This is a genomic window from Ligilactobacillus sp. 110_WCHN (genome assembly GCF_030518115.1).
In the GTDB taxonomy this organism is placed as follows: Bacteria; Bacillota; Bacilli; order Lactobacillales; family Lactobacillaceae; genus Ligilactobacillus; species Ligilactobacillus aviarius_C.
The window spans coordinates 15686-37191 of the sequence record NZ_JAULLI010000009.1; the positions used below are offsets into that span (position 1 = coordinate 15686).

The 21506-nt window shown below is 41.6% G+C and carries 25 protein-coding genes and 1 other annotated feature; of the genes, 23 read left to right on the forward strand and 2 right to left on the reverse strand.

Annotated features, from left to right (window positions below; genetic code table 11):
- Positions 1-13 precede the first annotated feature (13 nt).
- From Q3C15_RS04395 to Q3C15_RS04475, 17 genes are all read left to right on the forward strand, one after another.
- Positions 14-1366, forward strand: a complete 1353-nt coding sequence (locus Q3C15_RS04395; protein WP_302704359.1) for a DnaD domain protein — start codon at positions 14-16, stop codon at positions 1364-1366.
- The gene (gene dnaI / locus Q3C15_RS04400; RefSeq protein ID WP_204779102.1) at positions 1366-2298 is read left to right on the forward strand and encodes a primosomal protein DnaI; all 933 of its coding nucleotides are present in this window, start codon (positions 1366-1368) and stop codon (positions 2296-2298) included. Before Q3C15_RS04395 ends, dnaI begins: the two co-directional genes overlap by 1 nt.
- A gap of 277 nt (positions 2299-2575) precedes the next feature.
- The gene (thrS, locus tag Q3C15_RS04405) at positions 2576-4516 is read left to right on the forward strand and encodes a threonine--tRNA ligase (RefSeq protein ID WP_278852104.1); all 1941 of its coding nucleotides are present in this window, start codon (positions 2576-2578) and stop codon (positions 4514-4516) included.
- Between the two features lie 47 nt (positions 4517-4563).
- Positions 4564-4698, forward strand: a sequence feature (ribosomal protein L20 leader region).
- A gap of 50 nt (positions 4699-4748) precedes the next feature.
- Positions 4749-5249, forward strand: a complete 501-nt coding sequence (infC, locus tag Q3C15_RS04410; RefSeq protein WP_057827883.1) for a translation initiation factor IF-3 — start codon at positions 4749-4751, stop codon at positions 5247-5249.
- A 29-nt stretch (positions 5250-5278) separates the two neighbouring features.
- Positions 5279-5479: a 50S ribosomal protein L35 gene (rpmI, locus tag Q3C15_RS04415; RefSeq protein WP_057827884.1), complete on the forward strand. Its 201-nt coding sequence runs from the start codon at positions 5279-5281 to the stop codon at positions 5477-5479.
- 60 nt (positions 5480-5539) lie between these two features.
- A complete protein-coding gene (gene rplT / locus Q3C15_RS04420) occupies positions 5540-5899 on the forward strand; it encodes a 50S ribosomal protein L20 (RefSeq protein ID WP_057827885.1) in 360 nt (119 codons plus the stop codon).
- Positions 5900-5994: 95 nt separating this feature from the next.
- Positions 5995-6528, forward strand: a complete 534-nt coding sequence (locus Q3C15_RS04425; protein WP_283602073.1) for a YqeG family HAD IIIA-type phosphatase — start codon at positions 5995-5997, stop codon at positions 6526-6528.
- Positions 6521-7633, forward strand: a complete 1113-nt coding sequence (yqeH, locus tag Q3C15_RS04430; protein WP_289554806.1) for a ribosome biogenesis GTPase YqeH — start codon at positions 6521-6523, stop codon at positions 7631-7633. Before Q3C15_RS04425 ends, yqeH begins: the two co-directional genes overlap by 8 nt.
- Positions 7634-7643: 10 nt before the next feature.
- Positions 7644-7955: a ribosome assembly RNA-binding protein YhbY gene (gene yhbY / locus Q3C15_RS04435; RefSeq protein WP_057827888.1), complete on the forward strand. Its 312-nt coding sequence runs from the start codon at positions 7644-7646 to the stop codon at positions 7953-7955.
- Positions 7956-7970: 15 nt separating this feature from the next.
- Positions 7971-8606, forward strand: coding sequence for a nicotinate-nucleotide adenylyltransferase (locus tag Q3C15_RS04440; RefSeq protein WP_283573301.1), 636 nt, complete (start codon positions 7971-7973; stop codon positions 8604-8606).
- The gene (gene yqeK, locus Q3C15_RS04445) at positions 8599-9198 is read left to right on the forward strand and encodes a bis(5'-nucleosyl)-tetraphosphatase (symmetrical) YqeK (RefSeq protein WP_283573300.1); all 600 of its coding nucleotides are present in this window, start codon (positions 8599-8601) and stop codon (positions 9196-9198) included. Before Q3C15_RS04440 ends, yqeK begins: the two co-directional genes overlap by 8 nt.
- An 18-nt stretch (positions 9199-9216) precedes the next feature.
- Positions 9217-9573 (forward strand): ribosome silencing factor, encoded by a 357-nt coding sequence (rsfS, locus tag Q3C15_RS04450; RefSeq protein ID WP_064215006.1) that lies wholly within the window; start codon positions 9217-9219, stop codon positions 9571-9573.
- Between the two features lie 3 nt (positions 9574-9576).
- Positions 9577-10728 (forward strand): nucleotidyltransferase, encoded by a 1152-nt coding sequence (locus Q3C15_RS04455; RefSeq protein WP_278852116.1) that lies wholly within the window; start codon positions 9577-9579, stop codon positions 10726-10728.
- Between the two features lie 62 nt (positions 10729-10790).
- On the forward strand, positions 10791-11357 hold the full coding sequence (locus tag Q3C15_RS04460) for a DUF177 domain-containing protein (RefSeq protein WP_204779097.1): 567 nt from the start codon (positions 10791-10793) through the stop codon (positions 11355-11357).
- A 65-nt stretch (positions 11358-11422) separates the two neighbouring features.
- Complete coding sequence (gene rpmF, locus Q3C15_RS04465) at positions 11423-11605, forward strand: 50S ribosomal protein L32 (protein ID WP_081035587.1); 183 nt, start codon at positions 11423-11425, stop codon at positions 11603-11605.
- A gap of 155 nt (positions 11606-11760) precedes the next feature.
- Positions 11761-12345 carry a ribosome biogenesis GTP-binding protein YihA/YsxC gene (gene yihA / locus Q3C15_RS04470; RefSeq protein ID WP_204779096.1) on the forward strand — a complete coding sequence of 195 codons (585 nt, stop codon included), beginning with the start codon at positions 11761-11763 and terminating at the stop codon, positions 12343-12345.
- Between the two features lie 14 nt (positions 12346-12359).
- Entirely contained in the window at positions 12360-12659 is a 300-nt protein-coding gene (locus Q3C15_RS04475) for a nucleoside triphosphate pyrophosphohydrolase family protein (RefSeq protein WP_057828090.1), read from the forward strand.
- 55 nt (positions 12660-12714) lie between these two features.
- Here the strand turns inward: Q3C15_RS04475 and Q3C15_RS04480 are convergent, their stop codons facing one another.
- Positions 12715-12861: an SPJ_0845 family protein gene (locus tag Q3C15_RS04480; RefSeq protein ID WP_278852122.1), complete on the reverse strand. Its 147-nt coding sequence runs from the start codon at positions 12859-12861 to the stop codon at positions 12715-12717.
- Positions 12862-12944: 83 nt separating this feature from the next.
- Here Q3C15_RS04480 and uvrC point away from each other — a divergent pair, with 83 nt between their 5' ends.
- The 3 genes from uvrC to obgE all read left to right on the forward strand — a co-directional run bounded on the left by uvrC (position 12945) and on the right by obgE (position 17724).
- Positions 12945-14759, forward strand: a complete 1815-nt coding sequence (uvrC, locus tag Q3C15_RS04485; RefSeq protein ID WP_204779094.1) for an excinuclease ABC subunit UvrC — start codon at positions 12945-12947, stop codon at positions 14757-14759.
- 63 nt (positions 14760-14822) lie between these two features.
- Positions 14823-16271: an amino acid permease gene (locus Q3C15_RS04490; protein ID WP_064207715.1), complete on the forward strand. Its 1449-nt coding sequence runs from the start codon at positions 14823-14825 to the stop codon at positions 16269-16271.
- Between the two features lie 139 nt (positions 16272-16410).
- Entirely contained in the window at positions 16411-17724 is a 1314-nt protein-coding gene (gene obgE / locus Q3C15_RS04495; protein ID WP_302704408.1) for a GTPase ObgE, read from the forward strand.
- 5 nt (positions 17725-17729) lie between these two features.
- On the opposite strand, the gene Q3C15_RS04500 is transcribed toward obgE, so the two are convergent.
- Complete coding sequence (locus Q3C15_RS04500; protein WP_204779093.1) at positions 17730-18020, reverse strand: hypothetical protein; 291 nt, start codon at positions 18018-18020, stop codon at positions 17730-17732.
- A 129-nt stretch (positions 18021-18149) separates the two neighbouring features.
- Here Q3C15_RS04500 and Q3C15_RS04505 point away from each other — a divergent pair, with 129 nt between their 5' ends.
- The 3 genes from Q3C15_RS04505 to Q3C15_RS04515 all read left to right on the forward strand — a co-directional run bounded on the left by Q3C15_RS04505 (position 18150) and on the right by Q3C15_RS04515 (position 21489).
- Positions 18150-19607 carry an NCS2 family permease gene (locus tag Q3C15_RS04505; protein WP_204779092.1) on the forward strand — a complete coding sequence of 486 codons (1458 nt, stop codon included), beginning with the start codon at positions 18150-18152 and terminating at the stop codon, positions 19605-19607.
- A 122-nt stretch (positions 19608-19729) separates the two neighbouring features.
- Positions 19730-20680, forward strand: coding sequence for a ribonuclease Z (gene rnz / locus Q3C15_RS04510; protein WP_302704374.1), 951 nt, complete (start codon positions 19730-19732; stop codon positions 20678-20680).
- Positions 20680-21489: an SDR family oxidoreductase gene (locus tag Q3C15_RS04515; protein WP_302704375.1), complete on the forward strand. Its 810-nt coding sequence runs from the start codon at positions 20680-20682 to the stop codon at positions 21487-21489. Before rnz ends, Q3C15_RS04515 begins: the two co-directional genes overlap by 1 nt.
- Positions 21490-21506: the final 17 nt, after the last annotated feature.

The following is a 21506-nucleotide window of genomic DNA, read 5'->3' on the forward strand; positions in this document are numbered from 1 at the left end:
AGGAGGAAGGAACTTGAATCAAATTCATATTTTAGCAACTGATAAATTTAAGGTTGTTTCCAAGGCACTTCCTCAAGAATTTCAATTTCAAACGCTTACGAAATTATACCAGCCATTTATCGGCGAAACGGCGGTCGCTCTTTACATGTCGCTGATTGCTGAGGTTCAAACGGGCGACTGGGATCAGCTTCCGGAATGGAATCACGAACAGCTTTTGGTTCGCCTTGGAATTAGCATGCAGCAATTTACGGCTGCCAAAGAAAAGCTTGAAGCGGTCGGCTTGATGCGCACGCAGTTTAACGCGCAAAAGCATTGTTTTTTGTATGAAATGCTTCCGGCAAAAAGCGGAAGTGCATTCTTTGAAGATCCGGTTTTAAGCGGGTTGCTGATGGAATATGTCGGGGAGCAGCAGTTTGCTCAATTGTTGAACTTCTTTGAAGGCAACCATTGGAATCGGCATGCGTTTCAAGATGTTTCGAAAAAATTGACGGATGTTTTCCGGATAAAGGGCTCCGCTTCAATAACTGATGTGCCGGTTCAATCAACGCCGGTGGCCGATTTGAAGATGAAGATCAATGTTCAACTGTTAAAACAGTTGCTGACAAAGACCTTTGTTAACCAGCAATCAGTTGCGCAGAATTTACAAACGGTGAACACGGTTGCCGTAATGTATGGCCTTGATGAAGTCCAGCTTGTTCGTTTGCTGGAAGAAGCGGTTGATGTTAATCATCAAGATGATGTCAATTGGAATCGATTCCGCGCATTGGCAAGCCAGCAGTATGAATTTACAATGAAGCCGGGTAAAAGTGATGATTCTGATTCGAATGTGGAAATTCAACAACCAAGTCAGCCGGTAAGGACTGCTGATCAAGACCTGATTGCGGCTTGTGAACAGTATGCCCCGATGGAGTTTTTAACGGCGTTGAAGGACGAGCAGGGGCAAACGGTAACGCATGAAGAACAGATCACGATTCAACGAGCAGTTGAAGCGCAACGGCTTGCCCCCGCGGTCATTAACGTGTTGACCCATTATATGCTGGTTAATGAAAATATGGATTCGTTAAATCAGAAATATTTTGAACGCACAGCGAATAATTGGTTGAAAAATAAGGTGAATACGCCGGAAAAGGCAATCGCTTATGTGCGTGAATGGCAAAAGAAACGGCAGCAACCACAGCAAGCTTCCCGGTATGCGCGCCGCTCTCAGTATGCAGAAAAATTGCCGGCATGGGCGCAAAAGAAAAAGAATCAATCAACGATTAAAAATCAAAATCAAACTAAAGGTCAATCTGCAAATGTTAATCAGGACATTTCCCGGTTAATGCAACGGATCAATCAGAAGACCCCGAAAGGAGATGAACGTTAATGGATAATATCAGTGATGGATTAAAACGCCGCTTTCGCGACCCGAAGATGCGGGAACAATACCTTAAGCTGTTTGATGATGTCGTTAAGGATCCAGCGGTTGCTCAGTTTCTGAAAGATAATCAGGAACGGTTATCAAAGCAGGACATCATTACGGGTTTCAGCAAATTGTATGAATTTGTAAATTTACGCAAAGAACTTGCTGCAGGTAAACAGACCTTTGCTCCAGGATATGAGCCGCAACTGATTGTCAGCGACCACCATATCGAAGTTGTGTATCATCCAACGGCCAAAATGGTTGAACAGCAACAGGCGCAACAACGGCAAAAAATGGTTGGAATGATCAACCTGCCAAAGGGGTTACGAAATGCCCGGATTGAAGATTATGATATTAGCGGCCGTGAGGAACCGTTGCGGGCAGCATTAACGTTCATTGACGAGTGCATTGATTATCAAAAAAATGGTAATTTTCCAAAAGGCCTTTATTTATCTGGCAGTCTAGGGGTTGGGAAAACCTATTTATTAGCTGCAATTGCGAATAAGTTAGCTGAAAATGGAATTCAATCAATGATGATTCATTTCCCGTCATTTAGTGTCGAGATGACGGGCGCAATCCAAAATGGAAATCCAAATCAGATTTTGAATCAGATTAAACAGGTTCCGGTTTTGATGCTTGATGATATTGGAGCAACCCGGCTGACAAGCTGGATGCGGGACGACGTTTTGGGAATCATTTTAGAATATCGAATGCAAAACGAATTGCCGACGTTATTTAGTTCTAATCTTTCGATGAAAGACTTACAAGAACAATATTTAACGTACAACAATCGCGGGGACAGCGAACCGTTGAAGGCAATGCGGATCATGGAACGCATTAAGTTTTTGGCAACTGAATATCAAATGGTCGGTCCAAACCGAAGAAATCCAGAATAACTATTGCCAAATGAAAAGATTTATGGTTCAATGTAGTCAAGAAAGACAAACGGATCGTTAACTTCAGGGAAGGAGATCGTGACTGAAAGTCTCCTAACTAACGAGCTTACCACTTTCAGTTTTCTCACTTAATCGTGAGCGTGTTGCGCGTTAAAGCAAAATGAGGGGTATTTTTAATACCTAAAACTGGGTGGAACCACGTTAACGAACGTCCCAATACTGAAAAGTCAGTATTGGGGCGTTTTTTTGTTTGTCCGACTTTGAAGGAGGAAGAAAAATGGCAGAAGTCAACATTCAGTTCCCAGACGGAACGGTTAAACAATTTGAAAAGGGCGTAACGGTTGAAGAAATTGCCAAGTCAATCAGCATCAGCTTGGCTAAAAAGGCCGTTGCCGGTAAATTTGACGGCAAGTTGGTTGGTTATCACGATGCTCTTGAACAAGACGGTTCAATTGAAATCATTACGAAAGACAGCGAAGATGGATTGGTTGTTCTTTGGAATACCGTTGCTCAAATTTTGAAACACGCATTACATAACATGTATCCAAAGATGAAGTTCGGTGAAAGTTCAGCAACTGAACATGGTTTCTGTTTAGATACAGATAATGCTGACGGCCAAATTTCAGAAGATGAATTCGACAAGATCACTGCTGAAATGAACAAGTTGATCAAGCAAAACATTGCAATTGAAAAGATTATGGTTCCAGTTGATGAAGCATTATCAATGGCTGAAGGCGATGAATATCAAACAGCCTTGATCAATGAAAATGACGTTGACGGTCAAGTTGAAATGTATCAACAAGGCGATTTCAAGTACTTAGGTGGCGTTCAATTACCAGCAACCGGAGCAGTTAAGGTCTTCCAAATCTTATCAGTTGCCGGAGCATACTGGAAAGGCGCTTCAAGCAACCCAATGCTTCAACGGGTATACGGAACAGCCTTTTACAAGCAAAAAGATTTGGATGCTGAATTGGAACGGCGGAAAGAAGCTCAAGAACGGGATCACCGGGTAATCGGAAACAAGTTAGACTTATTCTTTGTTGATCCTAAAGTCGGTGCCGGCTTACCATACTGGATGCCAAAGGGTGCTACGATTCGGCGGACGATCGAACGGTACATCATTGACAAGGAAGTTGCCGATGGATACCAACACGTTTATACTCCAGTTTTGATGAACTTGAATGCTTACAAGCAATCAGGTCACTGGGATCACTATCATGATGACATGTTCCCACCAATGGACATGGGCGATGGCGAATTCCTTGAATTACGGCCAATGAACTGCCCGTCACATATTCAAATTTACAAGCACCACAAGCGTTCATACCGTGAATTACCATTGCGGATCGCTGAAATCGGAATGATGCACCGTTATGAAAAATCAGGAGCTCTTTCAGGTTTACAACGGGTTCGTGAAATGGAATTAAACGATGGACACACATTCGTTGCATTGGATCAAATTCAAGATGAATTTGCAAAGATTTTGCGGTTGATCATGGATGTTTACAAAGACTTTAACATTACAGATTACTCATTCCGGTTGAGTTACCGTGATCCGAAGAACACTGAAAAGTACTTCGATGACGATGAAATGTGGGAAAAGTCACAAAAGATGTTGAAGGGTGCCATGGATGACCTTGGTTTGGAATACTATGAAGCAGAAGGCGAAGCTGCATTCTATGGTCCTAAATTGGATATTCAAACGAAGACGGCCCTTGGAACGGAAGAAACAATGTCAACGATCCAACTTGACTTCTTACTTCCAGAACGCTTTGACCTGAAGTACACGGGAACTGACGGTGAAGAACACCGGCCGATCATGATCCACCGTGGAGTTGTCGGAACAATGGAACGGTTCACTGCCTACTTAACTGAAATTTACAAGGGAGCATTCCCAACATGGCTTGCTCCGGAACAAGTTGCAATTATTCCGGTTAAGAACGACCTTCACCTTGACTATGCGAAGGAATTGGCTAGCAAGTTAGTTGCCCACAACATTCGGATTAAGATGGATGACCGAAACGAAAAGATGGGCTACAAGATTCGTCAAGCCCAAGTCAACAAGATTCCATACACATTGGTTGTTGGTGATAATGAAAAGGCAAACGGCACGGTTACGGTTCGGAAATACGGTGAAGACGAACAAACAACCATGGCGTTTGATGAATTTGTAACAATGATCAATCATGATATTGAAACATACAGTCGCGAAGATTAATTTAAGCTTGACAGGGTAGTTTTAAACTGGTAAACTACTTAAAGTTGAGAAAAAAGCAGAGGCAAAAGCTTCTCGCCTAGCAGACAAGAAAGTCTCCGGGCAGAAATTAAGAAATTAATTCCGTTAAAAGCGGCTTTAATGACCTCTGTTTGAAGTATTCAAACGGAGGTTTTTTTATCTGCATTTTCTCTCTGAATTTATTTGGAGGTGAAGTATCATAGCAGTAGACAAGATGGTTAATGACGGCATTCGTGCTCGTGAAGTTCGTTTGATCAGCAGTAATGGTGATCAGCTTGGAGTTAAATCAAAGCGCGAAGCTTTACAAATCGCTGAACAGGAAAATCTTGACTTGGTTTTAGTTGCTCCGAAGGCAAAGCCGCCGGTTGCAAAGGTAATGGATTACGGGAAATACCGTTTTGAATTACAAAAGAAGCAACGCGAAGCCCGGAAGAAACAAAAGACCGTTAATGTTAAGGAAGTTCGGTTAAGTCCAACGATTGACACGAATGACTTTAATACTAAGATGAAGAACGCACGGAAGTTCCTTGCGAAGGGAGACAAAGTTAAGGTTTCAATTCGCTTCAGAGGACGTGCCATTACACATAAAGACATCGGACGTGAAGTTCTGAGTCGCTTTGCTGAAGAAACAAAGGATGTTGCATCCGTTGAATCAAAGGCAAAGATGGATGGAAGAAGCATGTTTTTAATGCTTGCACCTAAAACTGAAAAATAGGTGAGTAGATTAATAGGAGGATTTTGATTATGCCAAAAATGAAAACACACCGCGCATCAGCAAAACGTTTTAAGCGTACAGGAAAGGGCGGTTTAAAGCGTCATCACGCATATACATCACACCGTTTCCACGGTAAGACGATCAAGCAACGTCGTCAATTACGGAAAGCAGGCATGGTATCTTCATCAGATATGAAGCGAATCAAGCAAATGCTTTCACAAATGAAATAATTATTACGAATTAAATTTTTGACAGGACCAAATCGGTTCTAACTTAGAGGAGGAATTTTCATGCCACGTGTTAAAGGTGGAACAGTTACACGCCAACGTCGTAAAAAAATGATCAAATTAGCCAAGGGTTACCGCGGTTCAAAGCACATTCAATTTAAAGTTGCTAAGCAACAAGTAATGAAGTCATACCAATATGCATTCCGTGATCGTCGGAAGACAAAATCAAACTTCCGTAAATTATGGATCGCACGGATCAATGCTGCAGCCCGGATGAACGGAATCAGCTACAGCAAGTTAATGCACGGTTTGAAGTTAGCTGAAATCGAAGTTAACCGCAAGATGCTTGCTGACTTAGCCGTTAGCGATGCAGATGCATTCAAGGCACTTGTTGACGAAGCTAAGAAAGCTTTAGCAAAATAATTGATCTTTAAATGATAGAGGCTGTGACGCTTGTCGCAGCCTCTTTGTTATTTTATAATTTTTAATATCGAATTATTAAAAATAGGAGCAGTTGAATGTTAAATCAATTTAAACCTACATGGATGATCGAATCGATTTATAATCTTACGCCAGATGAACTTAAAGCAAATGGCATTAAGGCGATTTTAACGGATTTGGATAATACGTTGATTGCCTGGAATAATCCGAGCGGAACCCAAGAACTCCGACAATGGTTAAATCAAATGAAAACAAATCAAATCCCGGTGATCGTGGTTTCAAATAATAACCATGAACGGGTGGAAAAAGCGGTTCAGCGCTTTGATTTACCGTTTGTTGCCCGGGCATTAAAGCCGTTTAAAACGGGAATCAAAAAGGCTTTGAAGGAATATCAGCTTCAACCAGATGAAGTGGTAATGGTTGGCGATCAAATGCTGACGGATGTCCTCGCAGCCAACCGGATGAACATTCGCAGTATTTTAGTTAAGCCGTTAATGCAGACGGATGCTTGGAATACCCGGATCAACCGGTTAATGGAACGCAAAATTCAAACTCAATTAGCAAAAAAAGAAAATTTTGAAATTCAATGGAGGAACCATCTCGATGACTGATGAATTAAGATGCATTGGATGCGGTGCGGTGATTCAAACGACTGATCCGGATAAGGCTGGATATACACCGCAATCTGCGTTAAACAAACAAAAAGATGAGGTATATTGCCAACGTTGTTTCCGGCTGAGACACTATAATGAAATCGCGGATGTTGATTATAGTGATGATGACTTTTTGCGTTTCTTGAATCAATTAAGCGATAAGGAAGCATTGATCGTTAACGTGATCGATATCTTTGATTTTACCGGTTCATTGATTCCAGGATTGCAACGGTTTGTCGGCAATAACCCAATCTTACTGGTTGGAAATAAGGAAGACCTGCTTCCGCGGTCATTAAAGCGCTCAAAGATCAAGGATTGGATGCGGCAATCAGCTAACAAGGCAGGATTGCGTCCAATCGATGTTTTCTTGACGAGTGCCAAGAAGGGTGGTCAAGTTAACGAATTATTGGCTGCAATTGAAAAATACCGTGAAGGCCGCGATGTTTATATGGTTGGGGTTACGAATGTTGGAAAGTCAACGTTGATCAATCGAATCATCAGCCAGTTAACGGGAGTTCAGGAATTGATCACCACGTCGAAGTTTCCCGGAACAACCTTGGATCGAATTGAAATTCCATTGGATGATGGGCATTTCTTAATTGATACCCCAGGGATTATTCACCGGAATCAAATGGCACACTACCTTTCACCAAAGGAATTAAGGCTTGCGACGCCGCAAAAGGAAATCAAGCCGAAGACATACCAGTTGCAAGCAGGGCAAACCCTCTTTTTGAGTGCTTTAGCACGGTTTGATTTTATAAAAGGACCTAAAGAACGAAATGGAATTGCAATTTACCTTGATAATAATTTAAAGGTGCACCGGACAAAATTGACCAACGCTGATCAGTTTTATGTCAACCATGCTGGTGAGATATTGCAACCGCCAACTAAGAAAGAGTTGGAAACGACTTTCCCGAAACTTGTTCGGTATGAATTTAAGACAACGGAAAAAAGCGACCTTGTTTTTGCTGGCCTTGGTTGGGTTACGGTGCCGAAGAACAGTATTATTGCCGGCTGGGCCCCAGATGGAGTTGGCGTCACGATTCGCAAAGCAATGATTTAGAGGTGAAAAAATGAAATTACGTGGAAAACAAAAACGGTATTTAAGAAGTCAAGCCCATTCAATGCGGCCGCTTTTCCAAATCGGAAAGGACGGAATTGATAAAGAATGGCTTAAACAGGTTAAAAATGCCCTCGAAAAGCGTGAATTGATCAAAGTTAACATTTTAAATAATTCATTGTTAGAAACTGATGAAGTTCAGGAATACATTGAACAAAATTCTGATATTCAAGTAGTTCAAGTCATTGGGCATACCCTTGTTTTATTTAAACGCGCTCAAAAACCGGAGCACCGTCACTATTCCGAAGAAGTTGCGCGGATTTAGAAAGGATGCTTTGGAATGGAGAAACAACGGGTGATCACGCCTGAAGTTCAAGTTTTTAGCAAGGTTGAATTTGATACTCCGCAAAAAAGAGTTGGCATTTTGGGCGGAACGTTTAATCCACCGCATTTTGGTCATTTGATGATTGCTGATCAGGTTCAAAGTCAGCTGGGGCTTGATCAGGTGTTATTTATGCCGGATAACATTCCGCCGCATGTTGATCATAAAGATGCAATTGATGCCCGCCATCGGCTTAAGATGTTGCATTTATGTGTTGATGATAATCCCAAATTTGGAATTGAAGATTATGAGATCAAGCGCGGTGGGGTCAGTTATAGCATTGATACGATGAAAGCATTGACCAAGCAACATCCTGAAAATCAATATTACTTTATAATTGGCGGCGATATGGTAGAATATTTACCGAAATGGCGGGAAATTGACGAGTTAGTCAAGCTTGTTCAGTTTGTCGGCGTTGGCCGTCCAGGATTTCATAAACGCAGTCAATATCCAATTCTGTGGGTCGATGTTCCGGAAACAGAGATCAGTTCAACGTTGATTCGGCAAAAGGTCAAAAACGGATGTTCGATCAAATATCTTGTCCCGGATGCAGTTGAACAGTACATTAACGAGGAGAACCTATATCGTGACTGAAATTGAGTATCAAAAACATTATTATCCTGGTTCGCGTTCCGAATTAGTTAAGAAACTAAAAGACTCGTTAAATAAGCAATCGCGATTTGAACATTGTTTACGGGTCGAACAAACGGCAATCCAGCTTGCAAAACTAAACCATGAAGACGTTGAAAAGGCGGCGGTTGCCGGGCTGATTCATGATTATGCCAAGGAACGCTCAGCGGAAGAATTCAAACGGGTGATCATTGCCAAAAAGATGGACCCAGATTTATTAAACTGGGGTAATTTCATTTGGCACGGTGAAGTTGGTGCTGAAATCATTCAGGATGAATTAAAAATTACGGATGAAGAGATTTTAAATGCGGTGCGGCGCCATACGATTGGTGCAGTTCAAATGACAACGCTTGACAAGATCGTTTACGTTGCCGATTACGTTGAACCCGGGCGTGATTTTCCAGGAGCAAATTATGCACGCGAAGTAGCGTTTGCTGATTTGGATGATGGGGTACGTTATGAAACCCAGCATACGTTGCAGTATTTGTTAGAGAATAATCAAAAGATTTACCCGGCTGCAATTTTAACGTATAACCAGTGGAACGCTGAAAATTGATGAAGAGGTGGAATTTAAATGAACGAAAGTAAAGAATTATTAAAAACAGTTGTTGAAGCGGCCGACAATAAGCGGGCAGAAGATATTATTGCATTAGATGTTCAAAATATCAGTTTATTAGCGGATTATTTTGTAATCATGCAAGCTGACTCAGACCGGCAAGTAAAGGCGATCGCCGAAAATATTGAAGAACAAGCCGAAGAAAAAGGCTATGATGTGCTTGATGTTGAAGGAAAGAGCGGTGCGAACTGGGTTTTGATCGACCTTGGCGATGTTGTTGCCCACGTATTTAAAGCTGAAACCCGGAAATTCTATAACCTTGAAAAGTTATGGGCAGATGCCGATGACGTTGATATTTCAGCATGGATCAAGTAGTCAATGCAACAAATCATAGGAATAATTACTGAGTATAACCCGTTTCATAACGGTCACCTTTATCAGATCCAGCAGGTTAAAAAGCAATTTCCGGATGCCCCGTTAGTAATTGCAATGAGCGGAAATTTTTTACAGCGCGGGGAACCGGCAATCATTGATAAGTGGCACCGGGCGGCTGAATGTTTGGCGAATGGCGCAGATTTAGTAATGGAACTGCCGTTAATGGCGGCCGTTCAACCTGCAGACCGGTTTGCATATTATGGGGTGTGGACGCTTGCTCAGATGGGCGTGACGGACTTGTTTTTCGGTGCGGAGCATGCCACGTTTGACTTTATGCATGATGCCCAAAAAGCAATGGAAATTACCGGAAACTTTAACAAGTACCATGAGTCGTTTGCGAAGACTTATCAACAGGTAATTACCGAAAAGGTTGGTCATCAAGTCGATCAGCCGAATGACCTGCTGGGATTGGCATATGCGAAGGCCAATTTAAAGCTGAAGGCTGGTATTAGCCTTCATCCGATTCAGCGGAAAAATGCCAATTACCATGATATTGAGTTGAACGATGCGGGAACGATTGCAAGTGCATCGGCGATTCGCGAAGCCTTGCATCATCAAAATCAGGATTTTGAAAAATTTGTGCCGCACCAAACCGCTCAAGATTTAAAAAAACAACCATTAGTATCATGGGATGATTTTTGGATCCATCTTAAGATGGAATTATTGACCCATTTACCGCAAGAATTGGAAAAAATTTACGGAATGGCTGAAGGAATTCAATATCGGATGATTGCGATGGCTCAGCGAAGTGAATTTGCTGGGGACTTTGATTCATGGATCAAAGCGGTTAAAAATAAACGGTTCACATACACCAGGTTAAGCCGGCTGGCAACGATGACGCTGTTGCACATTACCTGGGACGATGTTGCTTCATTTGAAGCCCAGCCATATTTGCGGGTACTAGGGTTTTCCAAGAAGGGACAGGCAGTTTTACATGCTGCCAAAAAGAGTTGCGATTATCCGATTATTACAAACGTTTCTCAAGATGAGAAAAAGGGAATTTTAAGAATTGATTACCGCGCCGGAAAGGTTTACCAGGCAGTGTGCGGGAATGAACAGGATTTAAAACATGCTCCGATTATGACTGTCAAGTAAATCAGCTTGACAGTGATTTGGATTCCAAGTATAATCGACGTGTTGCATTAGGAGGCAAGAAAATGAAGTGGTCATTAAACGAATTGCGTCAGGCAAAGGAAACGCCCATTGAGTTTGATACAACCCTTGATCTGGAAGCAGCATTAAAGGAGCGGCGGAATGATTTGATTTCGGCTACTCCGGTCCAAGTTGAAGGCGTCTTTACGGTTGATCAACGGGGAATTTTAGGAAGTTTTAATGTGAAAACTAAAATTCAGGTTCCATCAACTCGGACGTTTGAACCGGTAACAATTCCACTCGACTTTGACTTTTCAGAATACTATGTCAGCCATCATCAAAATGATCTATCGCAATTTGATGACTTAGACGTGGTAATTGTGCTTGAAAATGATGTGTTAGCACTTGAAGATGTGATTATTGACAATATTCTTGTTCAAATTCCAATGCAAGTTCTGAGTGAAAAAGAACAACATGCAGAATTCAGCGAGATGCCGCAAGGGAAGAGCTGGGGTGTTTTGACTGAAGATCAGTTGAAAAATAACGCTCACCGAAAAGATCAAATTGATCCGCGGATGGCAAAATTAAAAGATTTTTTCAAAAACGACGATCAGAAGAATTCGGATGAGTAGTTGTCAAATTTAAGATTTGCAAGTATAATTGTTCTTGTCGATTATTTTGAAGGAGGTGGCTCTCAATGGCAGTACCAGCACGTAAAACATCAAAGACACGTAAGAGATTACGTCGGACAAACTACAAATTGTCAGTACCTGGTATGAGCGCATGCCCAAATTGTGGTGAATTACGTCGTTCACACCGTGTATGCCCAAGTTGTGGTTACTATGGTGATCGCGAAGTTGTTAAAGTAAAGAACAACTAATTTTTTAAAATTGAAGAATAAAAAGATCGATGGGACCATGGCCCTCAATCTTTTTGCGGCACATCAGTGTGAACTGAAGTGCTATTTTTTTACCATTGATTAAATTCCTATGCTAGAATGGAAAACAGATATTATCAGAAGAAAGGAATTAACACATGGATGTGCATAACGTTGAACTCACGATCAGTGCAGTTCGCCCAGATCAATATCCAAAAGATGGATTACCGGAAATCACGTTAACCGGCCGGTCAAATGTCGGCAAATCATCGTTGATCAATACGTTGATCAATCGGAAGAAGCTCGCCCATACGTCAAGCCAGCCTGGGAAAACACAAACGTTGAATTTCTACCGGATCGAAGATGCAATGTATTTTGTTGATGTTCCGGGATACGGATACGCCAAGGTTTCACAAAAGAACCGTGAAAAGTGGGCTGAAATGATTGAAACCTACTTTGCTCAACGCGAAGAAACATGTGGGGTTGTTTCACTTGTTGATGCGCGGCATGCGCCAACGAAGCTTGATCAACAGATGATCAACTTTATCCATTATTACGAATTGCCGTTATTAGTTGTTGGAACAAAAATCGATAAAGTTCCGAAAAGTAAATGGAATAAAGCCGAAAGCCAAATTCGTAAAGGATTGCATTTAAGCGGCGATGATCAATTACAATTATTCTCATCTCAAACCCGCTACGGTAAAGAAGAGGTTTGGGATTGGATCGAAAAGCATACAATGTAAGGAAGGAAAATCAAATGGAATTTAATGAGTATCAAGAAGCAGCAAACCGGACCCTTTACGGAACAGAACAGGTTTTAACTAACTGTGCGTTAGGGTTAGCAGGTGAAAGCGGCCAAGTAATCGACCTTGTAAAGGCATATACGTTTAAAGGCCAAAAATTAGATAAAAAGCAATTAACTCATGAAATGGGAGATGTTCTTTGGTACTTGTCTCAAATCGCTGAATGGGCAGGAATTCCGTTTGATGAAGTTGCGAAGGAAAACATTGAAACGTTGAATAAACGTTATCCAAATGGATTTAAGAGCGAAAATTAGTGAAATGCGAGAAGGAAAAATGAGGCTGTGATTGAATCGCAGCCTCATTTAAATATTATTTTTCTTTCTTTTGGGAATCGTTTTTCTTTGAGGAGTCCTTTTCGGGATCCTTTGGTTTATTATTTGATGTGTTAGTCGGGTCGATTGCAAATTCATCAAATAATTTTTCAAGATTTGTTTGCCGGTTGATCTTTAAACTCATAATTCGACTTCCTTCTGCTATTTTTCTTTTAGCGTACCAGTTTTTATTTAAGTTTTCAATTCTAAGAAAGGGGGACCATCAAAATGGCAACGGAACACATTGAACGAAAATTAAAATTACTTCCGGATTTACCGGGGTGTTACCTGATGAAAGATGTTAACGGTCATATTATTTACGTTGGAAAAGCTAAAAATTTGAAGAACCGGGTGCGGTCATATTTCAAAAGCAAGCAGGTCGGAAAGCGGGCTCAACTGGTTGCGGAAATTCGGGATTTTGAAACGATCATCACGTCAACCGATAAGGAAGCTTTCTTGTTGGAAATTACGTTGATTCAAAAGCATCAACCGTATTACAATACAAAATTAAAACGTGGAACGGGCTATCCGTACATCAAGATTACGAATGAACGCGATCCGCAATTGAAGCTTGTAAGTAAGGTCAAAAAAGACGGCGGGTATTATTTTGGACCATATCCAAATGTTTACGCTGCTCAAGAAACGTTGCAGCTTCTTCAAAAGGTATATCCGCTTCGAAGATGTAACGGCCCGCAAAAACGACCGTGTTTGTATTATCATATGGGCCAGTGTTTAGGAGCATGTTTCAAAGAAGTTCCTAAGGAAAAATATGATGCTCAAATTGAGAAGATCAAGTCGTTTTTAAACGGCAATGTTGCCCCAATCAAAAATGAATTGAAACGGAAGATGGAAGAGGCTTCGGCTAAAATGGAATTTGAACGGGCGGCGGAATATCGCGATCAGATCCGCTATATTGCAATGACCGTTGAAAAGCAGAAAATTATTTCAAATGATTATACGACCCGCGATATTTTTGCGTACTACATGGATAAAGGCTGGATTTCAATTCAGGTCTTTTGTATCCGTCAAGCCCGGTTAATGAAGCGGGTCAAACGGCTTTTCCCATGTATTGACGAACCCGAAGCCGAGTTTACCTCATTTATTCTGCAATATTATAATCAGAAAAACGTTGTTAAACCGCATGAAGTTCTTGTTCCGCAAAATATCGATCATCAGATTTTAAGTGATATTTTAGGAATTCCAGTCCGGACACCGCAACGGGGACAGAAACGCGACTTATTGAAAATGGCTCAAAAGAATTCCCGCCTTGTCCTTGAAGAAAAGTTCCGGCTGCTTGAACTTGATAACCGGAAAACAACCGGCGCCATGAACGAAATTATGGATGCACTCAAGTTGCCACATGGTCACCGAATCGAAGCGTTTGACCATTCGCATATCCAAGGCCAGGACCTGGTTTCCGCAATGGTTTGTTTTATTGATGGTCAGCCGAATAAAAATGAGTATCGTAAATATAAATTGAAGACGGTTAATCATGCGGATGAAGCGGCAAGTACCCGAGAGGTCATTTATCGCCGGTACAGCCGATTGCTTAAGGAGCATGCCCAACTTCCAGACTTGATTTTAATGGATGGGGCGGAAATTCAAATTGACGCTGCCGTTGATGTTTTGCACAATCAATTGGGAATTGACATTCCCGTTGCCGGAATGGTTAAAAATGATCATCACAAAACAGCGGATTTAATGAACCAAAACGGAATCAAACTTGAACTTGATCCGAAAAGTCAGGGTTTCTATTTGTTGCAACGAATTCAAGATGAAGTGCACCGGTTTGCGATTACTTATCACCGGCAGTTGCACTCAAAGAATTCACTGTCATCCCGGCTTGAACAAATTCCAGGCGTGGGCCCGAAAACGCGAACCAAACTTTTGCGGAATTTCCACTCAATTAAGAAAATTGCTGAAGCATCGGTTGAGGAAATTCAAAAATTGGGAATTTCGAAGAAGGTTGCGCAAACGATTCATTTAAGTGCGGGTTCGATTGAAGAAGGCCGGCAGGATACAAGATTGATTAGAAAAAATTAAAAATGTATGCTACAATTTTAACCGTTAATTTTGATAACTAATCAATGGACGGAGTGAATTTCATTGGAAAATACAAGTCAGTCCTCAAAACTGCGCTGGTATAACATTGCCTTACTGGCATTTACCGTCGTTTGGGGATTCACAAATGTCGTCAATAACTTTGCTAATCAAGGACTAACCGTTGTCTTCTCATGGATTTTGATTATGTTCCTTTACTTTATCCCGTATACCTTAATGGTTGGGCAGTTAGGATCAGCATTTCAGAATTCAGGAGCAGGGGTCAGTTCATGGATCAACGAATTACTCGGAAGTAAGTGGGCTTACTTAGCTGCTTGGACTTACTGGGTCGTTCACGTTCCGTATTTAGCTCAAAAACCACAAATTATTATGATCAGTTTAAGCTGGCTTTTCCGCGGCAATGGGACCTTTGTTAATGATACCAAGCCGATTGTCGTTCAATTGCTTAGTTTAGTTCTCTTCTTAGGATTTGTATGGCTTGCAACTAAAGGATTGAATGCGCTGAAGAAATTAGGGAACATTGCGGGAATCTTGTTGCTGATTATGTCATTTCTGTTCATTATTCTTGGAATCAGTGCACCGTTTATTCTGCATACGCACGTTGCAACGCCTAATATGGGCAGCTTGCATGATTATGTGCCAAAATTCAGTTTCCAATACTTAACGACCCTTTCAATGTTGATTTTTGCGGTCGGTGGTTGTGAAAAAATTTCACCATACGTTAATAAAACGCACAACGCATCCCGCGAATTTCCAAAGGGCATGCTTGTGTTAGCAATCATCGTTGCCTTATCAGCAATTTTAGGATCAATTGGAATGGGAATCGTAATTAACGCGCACCACATTCCAAATGACTTGATGTCAAACGGGGCATATGAAGCATTCCAAATTCTTGGACGGTATTACCATGTTGGTGATCTCTTTATGTGGATCTTTGCAATTACCAATACATTAGGTTCAGCAACCGCTTTGGCAGTCTCAATCGATGCGCCGTTACGGATGTTGTTGGATGAAGCCGATGAACGCTTTATTCCAAAGGTTCTTTTAAAGAAGAACAAGCACGGAGTCTTTATTAACGGTTACAAGATGGTTACAGTTTTAGTTTCAATTTTGATCATTGTCCCAGCCCTTGGAATTAAGGGAATGTCAAACTTGTACAATTGGCTTTTGAACTTGAATTCAATTTGTATGCCGATGCGTTACCTCTGGGTATTCTTAGCATACATTATGCTTGTTAAGTACATGGACAAGTACAAGTCAGACTATGTCTTCGTGAAGAGTAAACCAGTTGGTTACGCATTTGGAATTTGGACGTTTGTCTTTACTGCATTTGCATGTATTATGGGAATGGTTCCGAAAGCTAACATGGCTGCATTCGGAACAAGTTCATGGTGGTTCCAAATTGCAATGAACGTTGTTACCCCAATCATTTTGATTGCGTTAGGATTGATCCTTCCAGCAATTGCAAGACGGACAAATAAAATTAACGATTAAAATCAATGAAGCACGGCGAACCGGTCGTGCTTTTATTTTTAATCAAAACTTGATATAGTTATAGCGAGTAAAATATGCCAGTTAGAGAGACTGGATCGATTAAATAAATTGTAGAAAGAGGAACAAAAAGACAATGTCAATGTTTGTTGATCAAATTAAAATTCAAGTTAAAGCTGGAAAAGGCGGCGACGGAATGGTCGCTTTTCGGCGTGAAAAATATGTTCCGAATGGTGGTCCGGCCGGTGGCGACGGTGGTCACGGCGGAAGTATTATTTTAAAGGTCAATAAGGGACTGCGGACCTTGATGGATTTCCGTTATCACCGGATCTTCAAAGCGAAGGCTGGCCAAAACGGGATGGTCAAGGGAAAATACGGCCGGGCAGCTGAAAACTTGTATATCGATGTCCCTGAAGGAACAACGGTTACGGATGCCGATACCGGCGAAGTATTAGGCGATTTAACGGAGGCCAATCAGGAATTGATTGTTGCTCACGGTGGTCGTGGCGGCCGCGGCAATATCCACTTTGCCAGTCCGAAAAATCCGGCTCCTGAAATTGCCGAAAATGGTGAACCAGGTGAAGAACGGAATTTGAATTTGGAATTAAAGGTTTTAGCCGATGTTGGATTGGTGGGCTTTCCATCGGTTGGAAAGTCAACGCTTCTTTCAACGGTTACAAGTGCAAAACCCAAAATTGCTGAATACCATTTCACAACGTTAGTTCCGAACCTGGGAATGGTTCAACTTGATGATGGCCGCGATTTTGTAATGGCTGACTTGCCAGGATTGATTGAAGGGGCTTCACAAGGAATTGGCCTTGGAATTCAATTCTTGCGCCATGTCGAACGGACACGGGTTATTTTGCACCTGATCGATATGTCAGGAGTCGAAGAACGGGATCCGTACGAAGACTTTTTAAAGATCAATGATGAATTAAAGAAGTATGATCCAGATCTGTTAAAACGGCCGCAAATTATCGTTGGTTCGAAAATGGATATGCCGGATGCAGCTGAAAACTTAGCGAAGTTTAAGGCCAGGATTGAACAGGACTACGCTCCGTTAGCTCAAGCACCGCAAGTAATGGCAATTTCATCAATTACCCATGAAGGATTGCAAGATCTGATGCAGGCAACAGCGGACTTACTTGATAAGACGCCGCACTTTGAAACCAAAGCAGAAAAGGAAATGGCTGCTAACCGATCTGAATACCGGTTTGATGACGATGAGAATACCCCTGCATTTACAATTTCGCGTGATCCGGACGCAACCTGGGTTCTTTCAGGTGATAAGCTTGAAAAGCTCTTTAAGATGACGAACTTGGATCACGATGAAAGTCTGTTGCGGTTTACCCGGCAGTTGCGGGGCATGGGCGTTGATGATGCCCTGCGAGAACGGGGAGCCAAAGATGGCGATCTTGTCCGGATCGATGACTTTGTATTTGAATTTTATGCATAGTAAATTTATGAAAATAGAATTTTGGATTGATCAACGATCCGAAAGCCAAAGAGCGGGAACTTTTTCCCGCTTTTTGTTTTAAGCTGAATTTTAACATCGGCACTCAGGGCATTCGCAATCACTTCTAAGGCTTTAAATTGAAGCGGATGATCATGATAGGGCAGAAGGTAAAGAGCGTTGGTCTGTTTATCAAAATCGAAATCGGAAATTGCGACTACATGAGTTCCGTTTTCCCAGTAACACTGGTATTGAGGATTAAATCCCTGGGTTGCTTCGCGAAATGTTTGAATTCTCATTTTAAACTCCTTTGTTCGTCATAAGATGAATTATTAAATTAAAAATAATTTTTTATTGATGATTATCTTTTAACTCCGAATAATTTCTGCTATAATGCAGGTAATTTATTTTGAAAGAGGGATTGATTGATGACACGCTTTTTTAAATTGAAAGAAAATAATACAAGCGTCTCAACCGAAATTACTGCAGGGTTAACCACCTTTTTTGCAATGTCGTATATTCTTTTTGTTGCCCCGAACATCCTTGGCAAGACCGGGATGCCGACTCAAGGAATCTTTTTAGCAACAATTATTGCGTCAGTTGTTAGTACCTTGATCATGGCCTTGTTTGCCAATGTTCCATATGTTCAAGCTCCTGGGCTGGGATTGGCAACGTTCTTTACGTATACCGTTGTTTTACAACTTGGATTTAGTTGGCAGGAAGCCTTGGCATTGGTCTTTCTTTGCGGGGTGATCAACGTTACGATCACGTTAACCAAGATTCGGAAAATGATCATCAAATCAATTCCTGAAGTTTTACAACACGCCATTAGTGGTGGAATTGGAATGTTTGTTGCCTATATCGGAATTAAAAATGCAGGTTTTCTTAAGTTTACCACTGATTCAAGCGATATTTTAACAGTTAACAATCATCCATTTAATCAAGCAACGACTCACTTTTCACACGGAATTCAATCAATTGTTTCGGGAAGCGGCATTACTCCGGCATTGATCAATTTTAATCAAGCGGGTGCACTGGTCGCTTTGATCGGGTTATTGATCATGGCATTCTTGATGATCAAGAATGTGCGCGGTGGAATTTTGATTGGAATTATTTTAACAACGTTAATTGGGATTCCATTTGGGGTCACCCATTTAAGCCTTGCCCATGCCCCGTCATTAGCTGAATCATTTAAAGAACTTGGGGTAACGATGGGGGCTGCGTTTGGCCCGCACGGAATGGTGGCGTTATTTGACCATCCAGGCCGGCTATTGTTAGCTATTATGACGATCTTTGCGTTCTCATTGACTGATATTTTTGATACGATTGGAACCTTTATTGGAACGGGGAAAAAATCAGGAATTTTCTCTCAAGCCGATGAAAAAGAATTTTTTAACGGAAAAGGATTCAAATCAAAGATGGACCGGTCATTGTTCTCAGATGCTGCCGGCTCAATTGTTGCTGCGGTTTGTGGGACATCAAACGTTACGACCTTTGTTGAAAGTGCATCTGGAATCGGCGCGGGTGGCCGAACCGGATTAACAAGTTTGACCGCCGCCGTAATGTTTGCTTTAAGCAGTTTATTAGCACCGGTAATTGCAATTATCCCAACTCAAGCAACGGCACCAGCATTGATCATTGTTGGAATCATGATGATGAGTTCATTTAAAGATATTAACTGGTCAAACCTTGAAGATGCGATCCCCGCATTCTTTGCATCCGTCTTTATGGCGATTTGTTACAGCATTTCATACGGAATCGCTGCCGGTTTCATCTTCTACTTGTTAGTTAAGATCTGCAAGAAGAAATTCAACGAAATTCATCCAATGCTTGTGATCTGCACGATTCTCTTTATTTTGAATTTTGTTGTTTTGGCATTCATTTAACTTTAAAATGCATTTTGTATTTTAGATTGAATGATAGTAAAATTAACAATGGTATAGTAGTTCACTAATTATAGTGGACTATTATTTTTTGAGAGAAATAAAAAATAGATAGGGTCGATTTCATGGAACTTGAATTTTTAGGAACCAGTGCAGGATCACCGTCGAAATTTCGAAATGTGACGGCTCTTGCGTTGAAATTGCTTGATGAAATTAATGAAGTTTGGCTTTTTGATGTCGGCGAAGGCACCCAGCACCAAATTTTGCGAACGACGATTCGTCCCCGGAAAGTAACGAAAATTTTTATTACCCATCTTCATGGTGATCATATTTTCGGGCTTCCGGGATTCTTAAGCAGCCGCTCATTTCAAGGAGCAGAAGCAGCGACTCCGTTAACGATTTACGGACCGCGGGGAATCAAACAATTTGTTGAAACTTCAATGCGGATTTCGCAAACTCATTTAGCATATCCAATTAAATACGTTGAACTCGATGATGAAGAGGGCGTCCTTTTTGAAAATGATCGGTTTAAGGTTTCTTATGCCGGCCTTGACCACCGAATCAAATGTGTCGGTTATCGGGTCGAAGAGAAAGATTATCCGGGCGAATTGATGGTTGAAAAATTACAGGAAGTCGGTGTTCGACCAGGACCGATTTACGGGCAAATCAAGGCGGGGCAAGTTGTTACGCTTGATGATGGAACGCAGTTAAATGGCAAAGATTTTATTGGAGCACCGAAGAAGGGCCGGACAGTTGCAATCTTAGGTGATACCCGGAAGACGGCTGGAATTGATAAGCTGGCGCTCAATGCGGATGTCCTTGTTCATGAAAGTACTTTTGGAAAGGGCGAGGCAAAACTTGCGCGCAATTATTACCATTCAACATGTATTCAAGCAGCCCAGACTGCTCAGCGGGATCACGTTAAGAAGCTATTATTGACCCATATTTCAGCCCGGTATGTCGGACCAATGGTTAAGAAATTGCAGACGGATGCCCGGGAGATTTTCCCGAATACACGGGTTGTCCGGGATTTTGATACGTATAATGTTCCTTTTCCAGAAAGAAGGGAAAAATAATGGGTGGATATCGTGATTTAAAAAATTTAGAGGACCGGGTCGTTTTGGTGACCGGAGCTTCATCGGGGCTGGGTGAACAAATCGCTTACCAGTTAGCTCAAAAGGGAGCCATCGTGGTTGCATGCGCTCGGAACTTAGATCGATTAAAAGAAGTTGCCAAAGCATGTGCTGAATTTCGTGGTAAGAAGGCATATGCCGTTCAGATGGATGTGGCTGATCCAGACCGAATTGAAAAGGTCGTTCAGCAGGTTGAAAATGAAGTCGGCCCAATTGATGTTCTAGTAAACGATGCGGGCTTTGGCTTAATGCAAAATGCCCTTGATTTTGATATGCAAGTTGCGGAAAAAATGTTCCGGGTCAATGTTTTAGGAACAATCTACTTATCGAAATTTACCGCTTTACAGATGGCAGCTCGCAAACGCGGGGCAATCATTAACATTGCTTCAATGGCAGGGAAGATTGCAACTCCGAAATCATCTGTTTACTCGGCAACAAAGGCCGCAGTTTTAGGGTATTCAGATGCTTTACGGCTCGAATTGAAGCCACTTGGAATTAGCGTAATGACGGTTAATCCCGGACCAATTCGAACGAAATTCTTCGATAAAGCTGATAAAAGTGGCAATTACTTGGAAAAAATCAACGGCATTGTTTTAAATCCAGAATTGGTTGCTGAAAAGATCGTTCATTCGATTGGAACTGCGAAACGGGAACTTAACCTTCCATTTTTCTTTAATATTGCAAATGTTGGGTATACCCTGTTTCCGCGGCTGGGCGATTTTTTGGCAGCGGGGATCTTTAATCAAAAGTAAGTCGGTTAATATTTAGG

Bases quoted from the DNA above. Each gene is read 5' to 3' on its own strand.
- dnaI (WP_204779102.1), top strand. From the start codon at position 1,366: ATGGATAATATCAGTGATGGATTAAAACGCCGCTTTCGCGACCCGAAG.
- thrS (WP_278852104.1), top strand. From the start codon at position 2,576: ATGGCAGAAGTCAACATTCAGTTCCCAGACGGAACGGTTAAACAATTT.
- infC (WP_057827883.1), top strand. From the start codon at position 4,749: ATGGTTAATGACGGCATTCGTGCTCGTGAAGTTCGTTTGATCAGCAGT.
- rpmI (WP_057827884.1), top strand. From the start codon at position 5,279: ATGCCAAAAATGAAAACACACCGCGCATCAGCAAAACGTTTTAAGCGT.
- rplT (WP_057827885.1), top strand. From the start codon at position 5,540: ATGCCACGTGTTAAAGGTGGAACAGTTACACGCCAACGTCGTAAAAAA.
- Q3C15_RS04425 (WP_283602073.1), top strand. From the start codon at position 5,995: ATGTTAAATCAATTTAAACCTACATGGATGATCGAATCGATTTATAAT.
- yqeH (WP_289554806.1), top strand. From the start codon at position 6,521: ATGACTGATGAATTAAGATGCATTGGATGCGGTGCGGTGATTCAAACG.
- yhbY (WP_057827888.1), top strand. From the start codon at position 7,644: ATGAAATTACGTGGAAAACAAAAACGGTATTTAAGAAGTCAAGCCCAT.
- Q3C15_RS04440 (WP_283573301.1), top strand. From the start codon at position 7,971: ATGGAGAAACAACGGGTGATCACGCCTGAAGTTCAAGTTTTTAGCAAG.
- rsfS (WP_064215006.1), top strand. From the start codon at position 9,217: ATGAACGAAAGTAAAGAATTATTAAAAACAGTTGTTGAAGCGGCCGAC.
- Q3C15_RS04455 (WP_278852116.1), top strand. From the start codon at position 9,577: ATGCAACAAATCATAGGAATAATTACTGAGTATAACCCGTTTCATAAC.
- Q3C15_RS04460 (WP_204779097.1), top strand. From the start codon at position 10,791: ATGAAGTGGTCATTAAACGAATTGCGTCAGGCAAAGGAAACGCCCATT.
- rpmF (WP_081035587.1), top strand. From the start codon at position 11,423: ATGGCAGTACCAGCACGTAAAACATCAAAGACACGTAAGAGATTACGT.
- yihA (WP_204779096.1), top strand. From the start codon at position 11,761: ATGGATGTGCATAACGTTGAACTCACGATCAGTGCAGTTCGCCCAGAT.
- Q3C15_RS04475 (WP_057828090.1), top strand. From the start codon at position 12,360: ATGGAATTTAATGAGTATCAAGAAGCAGCAAACCGGACCCTTTACGGA.
- Q3C15_RS04480 (WP_278852122.1), bottom strand. From the start codon at position 12,861: ATGAGTTTAAAGATCAACCGGCAAACAAATCTTGAAAAATTATTTGAT.
- uvrC (WP_204779094.1), top strand. From the start codon at position 12,945: ATGGCAACGGAACACATTGAACGAAAATTAAAATTACTTCCGGATTTA.
- obgE (WP_302704408.1), top strand. From the start codon at position 16,411: ATGTTTGTTGATCAAATTAAAATTCAAGTTAAAGCTGGAAAAGGCGGC.
- Q3C15_RS04500 (WP_204779093.1), bottom strand. From the start codon at position 18,020: ATGAGAATTCAAACATTTCGCGAAGCAACCCAGGGATTTAATCCTCAA.
- Q3C15_RS04505 (WP_204779092.1), top strand. From the start codon at position 18,150: ATGACACGCTTTTTTAAATTGAAAGAAAATAATACAAGCGTCTCAACC.
- rnz (WP_302704374.1), top strand. From the start codon at position 19,730: ATGGAACTTGAATTTTTAGGAACCAGTGCAGGATCACCGTCGAAATTT.
- Q3C15_RS04515 (WP_302704375.1), top strand. From the start codon at position 20,680: ATGGGTGGATATCGTGATTTAAAAAATTTAGAGGACCGGGTCGTTTTG.